Origin of the sequence: Bradyrhizobium sp. (genome assembly GCF_028868675.1) — a bacterium.
Classification (GTDB): domain Bacteria; phylum Pseudomonadota; class Alphaproteobacteria; order Rhizobiales; family Xanthobacteraceae; genus Bradyrhizobium.
In genome coordinates, this window is the sequence record NZ_JAGWUA010000245.1 from 1 (window position 1) to 6,266 (window position 6,266).

Below are 6,266 nucleotides of genomic sequence, written 5' to 3' on the forward strand. Positions count from 1 at the left end.
TTGGCGGATTTCGGGGGCTGTCTAGAGCATTTTCGTCCCGCTGGGAAACCCGTTTCTGCATGGAAAACTGCGGCATCATGCATCCCTGAGGACCTCACGCCGTCTTCGGCAGGGCTTGCGGCCGACGCGCGAGCAGCATCACCGCGATGCCGAAGATCACGGTCAGCATGCCGGCGAGGCGCAGCGGTCCGAATTTCTCGCCGAACACGAGGCTCGAGGCCGCCGAGCCCACGAACGGCACCAGCAACGCGAACGGCACCACCTGGGCGGCCGGGTGGTCGTGCAGCAGCCGGCCCCACAGCCAGTAGGCGATCGAGGTCGAGAGGCCGCCGAGCACCAGCATGCAGACGAGCCCGGTGAGCGACATGTGCAGCAGCGACTGCAAGGTCGGCCCCGGGCCGTCGGCGATCAGCGCCAGGGCGAACAGCGGCACGGCGGACGCCAGGCACAGCCAGGCGAACAGGTCGAACATCGGGACGCCGCGCGCGCCACGCAGCAGCAGATTGCCGACCGCGAAGGAGACCGGCGAGATCATCAGCACGGCAAAGGCGCCGATGCCGAAATCATAGCCGACGGTGCCACAGATCATCAAAAGGCCGACGCCCGCGATGCCGACGCCGAGCGCCTGCACCGGCGTCGGCCGCTCGCCGAATGCGACCGCGGCGAAGGCGATGGTGAACAGCGCCTGGCTCTGCACGATCACGGAGGTCAGCCCCACCGGCACGCCGTGCGCGATGCCGTAGGCCTGCGCCAGGAACTGGCCCAGAAACAGCGTCAGGCTGGTGGCGATCAGGAGCGGCCAGGCGACCTTCGGCCTGCGTACGAACAGGCAGGGGACGGCGGCGATCGAGAAGCGCAGCGCGGTCATCAGTTCCGGCGAGAACTCGTCGAGCGCGATCCGGCTCGCCACGAAGGCAAGCCCCCAGATGACCGCCACGAGGATCGCGACGAGGATGTCGGCCGGCTTCATCGTTGTTCTTCGGCTCTGCCGTCTGGCTTCCGTCTCTAGCTCTGCTCGCCGGCCCTGGGCTTGTGCAGCAAATAGGTGCCGTGCATCGGCGCGTGATAGTCGGCCGAGACGAGCGTGAATCCGACGTCGGTCAGCATGCGCTCCATCACCCAGCCGAAGGTCGAGTACTCGTCGCGCATATGCGTCACCACGCTTTCCTTCGAAAAATCGTGGTTCTTGATGTTGAAGTCGGCCCATTGCTCGACGTCGCGCTCGCCTCCATCGGGCGTCGAGACATAGACGATGTCGCGCAGGTAGAAATTGGCGCCCGGCTTCAGCGCGCGGTAGATGCGGCTCAGCGCCACCGCCTTCCAGAAATCCGGCAGATGATGCAGCGTGAACTCGCTGACGATCAGGTCGTAGGAGTCGGGGCGATAGGTGAAGCTGAGCAGGCCCGCCGACTGGGTGCGGACCTGCGCCTTGCGGTCGCGCGCGTAGATCTCGGCGAGCGCCAGCATCGCCGGCGAGATGTCGACGGCGTCGACCTCGGCACCCATCAGCGCGCCCTCGGTCGCCAGCACGCCGTTGCCGCAGCCGATGTCGGCGATCCGCCAGCCCGGCCTGACGCCCAGCATCTTCAGCGCGGCGCGGGCGCGCAGGTCGCTGTCGTCATGGTTGTCGTAGATCGAGGCGACGGCAGGCTCGAGTCCGATCCGGTTGCGCTCGTTGTAGTACCAGTCGCGCGCCAGCATGTGTCACATCCCTTCGGGCCCGCGGCCGATCGCTGCGACGCCGGTGCGCGACACCTCGACGAGGCCGAGTGGACGCATCAGGTCGATGAACTGGTTGATCTTGTCCGTGCTGCCGGTGATCTCGAACACGAAGCTCTCGGTGGTGGCGTCGATGACGCGGGCGCGGAACGCATCCGCGAGCCGCAGCGCCTCGACGCGATGCTCGCCCTGCCCGCGCACCTTCACCATCGCGAGCTCGCGCTCGATCGAGCGCTTGGTCAGCGTCATGTCGACGACGCGGTAGACCGGGACCATGCGGTCGAGCTGATGCTTGATCTGCTCGATCACCATCGGCGTACCCGTGGTGACGATGGTGATGCGCGAGAGATGTTTCTGGCTTTCGGTCTCCGAGACCGTGAGGCTCTCGATGTTGTAGCCGCGGCCGGAGAACAGGCCGATGACGCGGGCGAGCACGCCCGGCTCGTTCTGCACGAGCACCGAGAGCGTATGCGTCTCGTTGGGATCGTGACGCTCCTCGATGAAATAGGCGGATGCGGGCTGGTTCATGGTCGTCCCCTTCATTCTCTCGTCACGCCACCGCCATGCGGGCCATCGGCGCATCCGCCATCACCCATTTGCGGAACAGGTCGAAGTCGATATTGCCGCCGCTCAGCACGAGGCCGACGCGCCTGCCCTGCAGCCTGCTCTTCTCCTGAAGGGCGGCTGCGAGCGGCGCTGCGCCGGCGCCTTCGGCGAGATTGTGCGTGTCGGTCCAGTAGGCGCGGATCGCGGCTGCCACCTCGTCGTCACTCACCTGCACGATGCGCGTGGCGCCCTTGCGGATGATCGCGAAGGCGTCCGCATCCGGAATCCGCGTCGCCATGCCGTCGGCGAGCGTGTTGCTGGTCTCGGTGGTCACGATCCTGCCGGCCGCAAAGGACAGCGCGTAAGACGGCGCTTCGGTCGACTGCACGCCGACGATCTCGGTCTTCAGGCCGAGCAGATCGCGCGCCATGATGCAGCCGCAGATGCCGGAGCCCTGCCCGATCGGCACGTAGAGCACGTCGAGGTCGGGTGCAGCGCGGAACAATTCGAGCGCATAGGTCGCGACGCCCAGCACCAGGTCCGGATGGAACGACGGCACCATGTGCAGCCCTGCGAACTGCGCGCGCCGCTCGGCCTCCTCGCGCGCGGCCTGGAAATCCTCGCCGTGCTCGACCAGCTCGGCGCCGAAGGCCTTCATCGCGCGGTTCTTCTCGACCGAGTTGCCGCGCGGCACGCAGATCACCGCCGGCACGCCGTGCCGGCTCGCAGCAAACGCAAGGCTCTGGCCATGATTGCCGCGCGTGGCCGAGATGATGCCGAGCACGTTGGGCCGCTCGCGCTTGAGGCGATCGAGATAGACGAGTCCGCCGCGAACCTTGAAGGCGCCGATCGGTGTGTGGTTCTCGTGCTTGACCACGACACCCGTGCCGAGCCGCTCGGCGAGCAGCGGCCAGGCATGCGCCGGCGTCGGCGGCACCGCCTGCCCCACGATTCCCTGCGCGCGCTCGAGCTCCTTCAGGTCGAACATGGCATCACACCAGCGCCTTGCCGGAGGCGAAGGCCGCCGCGGTCGCCTCGTCGTTGGCCTGCTCGGGCAACAGCATCTCGTTGTGCGCCTTGCCGGACGGGATCATCGGGAAGCAGTTCTCCAGCGCGGCGACGCGGCAGTCGAACAGCACCGGGCGCTTGACCGCAATCATCTCCTCGATCGCGCCGTCGAGATCGGCCGGCTTCAGGGCCTGGATGCCGACGCAGCCATAGGCCTCGGCGAGCTTGACGAAGTCGGGCAACGCCTCGGAGTAGGAATGCGACAGGCGATTGCCGTGCAGCAATTGCTGCCACTGGCGCACCATGCCCATGTACTGGTTGTTGAGGATGAAGATCTTGATCGGCAGCTCGTACTGAACCGCCGTCGACATCTCCTGGATCGTCATCTGCACGGAGGCGTCGCCCGCGATGTCGATGACGAGGCTGTCGGGATGGGCGACCTGGACGCCGACCGCCGCCGGCAGGCCGTAACCCATGGTGCCGAGACCGCCCGAGGTCATCCAGCGGTGCGGCTCCTCGAAGCCGAAGAACTGCGCCGCCCACATCTGGTGCTGGCCGACCTCGGTCGTGATGTAGGTATCCCTGCCGCGGCTCAGCTCGAACAGGCGCTGGATCGCATATTGCGGCAGGATGATGTCGTTGTTCTTCTTGTAGTACAGCGAATTGCGCGCGCGCCATTGCGCGATCTGCTGCCACCACGCCTTGACGTCCGGCTTCTTCGCCTCCGCCTTGAACACCTGCAGCATGTCGCCCAGGACGTTGCCGGCGTCGCCGATGATCGGGATGTCGACGCGGATGTTCTTGTTGATCGAGGACGGGTCGATGTCGATGTGGATCTTCTTCGAGTTCGGCGAGAACGCGTCGATCCGCCCGGTGATGCGGTCGTCGAAGCGCGCGCCGACGCACAGCATGACGTCGCAGTCATGCATGGTCATGTTGGCTTCGTAGGTGCCGTGCATGCCGAGCATGCCGAGCCAGTTCTTGCCCGAGGCCGGATAGGCCCCTAGCCCCATCAGGGTGGAGGTGATCGGAAAGCCCGTGATCTCGACCAGATCGCGCAGCGCCTTCGACGCCTCCGGGCCGGCGTTGATGACGCCGCCGCCGCTGTAGATCACCGGCCGCTTGGCGCGGGCGAGCAGCGCCACGGCTTTGCGGATCTGCGCCGCCTCGCCCTTGACGCGCGGGGCGTAGGAGACGTGGACGTCCGACTTGCGCGGCGGATGATAGGTGCCGGTCGCGAACTGCACGTCCTTGGGCACGTCGACCACGACCGGGCCGGGCCGGCCCGTGGTCGCGACGTAGAAGGCCTCGTGCAGCACCTTTGCGAGATCGTTGACGTCGCGCACCAGCCAGTTGTGCTTGGTGCAGGGACGGGTGATGCCGACGGTGTCGCATTCCTGGAACGCATCGTTGCCGATCAGGTGCGTCGGCACCTGGCCGGTGATGCAGACCAGCGGGATCGAATCCATCAGCGCATCGGTGAGCGGCGTCACCATGTTGGTGGCGCCGGGACCGGAGGTCACCAGCACGCAGCCCGGCTTGCCGGTCGAGCGCGCATAGCCCTCCGCGGCATGACCCGCGCCCTGCTCGTGCCGGACCAGGATGTGCTGGACGTCGCTCTGCTGGAAGATCTCGTCGTAGATCGGAAGCACCGCGCCGCCGGGATAGCCGAAAATGTGCTGCACGCCGTGATCCCTGAGCGCGCGAACGATCATCGCGGCGCCGGTCATCTGGTTCGGATCGTGGCTCTCGTTGCTCATTGGCTTGCTCCGGATGCGCTGTTGCCAGCGGCTTCTTTCGGTTGTGGTTGAGGGCAATAAAAAAGGGCCCCAAGAGGCCCCATGCACACCGCCTGGACTTGGATGGCCGCTAGCCATCCCCGGCGGTGTGCCTGGGTACGACGGCGATAATGAGTTTTGCAATAATATTGCGCATGGGGCAGGCCCGACTTCCCAAAGGTTGCGCGAACGATAGCGGCCAGACGCCGAATGTCAAGGCAAAGCGGCCACATTTGCGCGATTTGGGCAATGTAGCGGGGTTGATGCCGTTCGGCGAGAGGTAATTTGCTGCAGATGCACAAAATGGCGGCTTTCAAGGTGCCGGGTCCGGCCAAGCGCGCCCCTGAACGGCTTGTGTGAGCCATCCCCTCGCCGCCTCCGGCTTCACCCATTCGAACTCCTTCAGCTGGTGCCGGAACCAGGTGAACTGCCGCTTGGCGTAATGGCGGGTGTCGGCTCGGCCGATGTCGGCGGCCTCCTCCAGGCTGATCTCGCCCTTGAGGTGCCGGATCAGCGCCGGCACGCCGTGCGCCTTCATCGCCGGCAGCAGCGGATCGAGGTGGCGGGCGGCGAGGTGCGCGACTTCATCGAGTGCGCCGGCCGCCAGCATGGCGCCGAAGCGCGCATCGATCCGGGCATAGAGTTCGTCGCGCTCCGGGGCGAGGAACAGCGCGCGAAAACTCTCCGGCGGCAGGAGCGGCGGCAGGCTCTCGCGATGCCAGTCGAGCAGCGAGCGCCCGGTCGCCTCGATCACTTCGAGCGCGCGCGCGATGCGGGCGCGATCGCGCGGCCTCAAGCGCTCGGCGGCGCGGAGATCGCTGCGCGCGAGTTCCGCATGCAGGGCCTCGACGCCGTCGCGCTCCAGCCGCGCGCGCACGGCCTCGCGCACTTCCGCGGGAATCGGCGGCACCGCCGACAACCCCGTCGTCAGCGCCTTGAAATAGAGCCCCGTGCCGCCGACGAAGATCGGCAGACGCGCTTGCGCGCGCGCTTCGTCCAGCGCCCGGGCCGCGTCCGCGAGCCACGCGCCGGCGGAAAAATTCACGCCGGCATCGACATGGCCGTAGAGCCAGTGCGGCGCGCGCGCCTCGTCCTCCGGAGTCGGCCGCGCCGTGATGATACGGAGGTCACGATAGACCTGCATGGAATCGGCGTTGATGACGATGCCGCCGGTTGCCAGCGCAAGTTCGAGCACGAGCGCCGACTTGCCGCTGG

General features: G+C 66.9%; 6 protein-coding genes. All 6 read right to left on the minus strand.

All coding sequences use genetic code 11. The features are described from left to right. Positions 1-94 precede the first annotated feature (94 nt). A complete protein-coding gene (locus KGM94_RS22540; RefSeq protein ID WP_300264260.1) occupies positions 95-970 on the minus strand; it encodes an EamA family transporter in 876 nt (291 codons plus the stop codon). Positions 971-1,005: 35 nt separating this feature from the next. Further along, positions 1,006-1,701 carry a class I SAM-dependent methyltransferase gene (locus KGM94_RS22545; RefSeq protein ID WP_300264262.1) on the minus strand — a complete coding sequence of 232 codons (696 nt, stop codon included), beginning with the start codon at positions 1,699-1,701 and terminating at the stop codon, positions 1,006-1,008. Positions 1,702-1,704: 3 nt separating this feature from the next. Beyond that, complete coding sequence (gene ilvN, locus KGM94_RS22550; RefSeq protein ID WP_300264264.1) at positions 1,705-2,247, minus strand: acetolactate synthase small subunit; 543 nt, start codon at positions 2,245-2,247, stop codon at positions 1,705-1,707. 22 nt (positions 2,248-2,269) lie between these two features. Beyond that, positions 2,270-3,253: a threonine dehydratase gene (locus tag KGM94_RS22555; protein ID WP_300264266.1), complete on the minus strand. Its 984-nt coding sequence runs from the start codon at positions 3,251-3,253 to the stop codon at positions 2,270-2,272. Between the two features lie 4 nt (positions 3,254-3,257). Beyond that, positions 3,258-5,033 (minus strand): acetolactate synthase 3 large subunit, encoded by a 1,776-nt coding sequence (locus KGM94_RS22560; RefSeq protein ID WP_300264268.1) that lies wholly within the window; start codon positions 5,031-5,033, stop codon positions 3,258-3,260. A gap of 331 nt (positions 5,034-5,364) precedes the next feature. Continuing rightward, positions 5,365-6,266: tRNA (adenosine(37)-N6)-dimethylallyltransferase MiaA (gene miaA / locus KGM94_RS22565; protein WP_300264270.1), on the minus strand; the 902-nt coding region annotated here is incomplete at its 5' end.

Excerpts from the sequence above, each read along its gene's own strand:
- KGM94_RS22545 (WP_300264262.1), bottom strand. The coding sequence starts at position 1,701 with ATGCTGGCGCGCGACTGGTACTACAACGAGCGCAACCGGATCGGACTC.
- KGM94_RS22560 (WP_300264268.1), bottom strand. The coding sequence starts at position 5,033 with ATGAGCAACGAGAGCCACGATCCGAACCAGATGACCGGCGCCGCGATG.
- ilvN (WP_300264264.1), bottom strand. The coding sequence starts at position 2,247 with ATGAACCAGCCCGCATCCGCCTATTTCATCGAGGAGCGTCACGATCCC.
- KGM94_RS22540 (WP_300264260.1), bottom strand. The coding sequence starts at position 970 with ATGAAGCCGGCCGACATCCTCGTCGCGATCCTCGTGGCGGTCATCTGG.
- KGM94_RS22555 (WP_300264266.1), bottom strand. The coding sequence starts at position 3,253 with ATGTTCGACCTGAAGGAGCTCGAGCGCGCGCAGGGAATCGTGGGGCAG.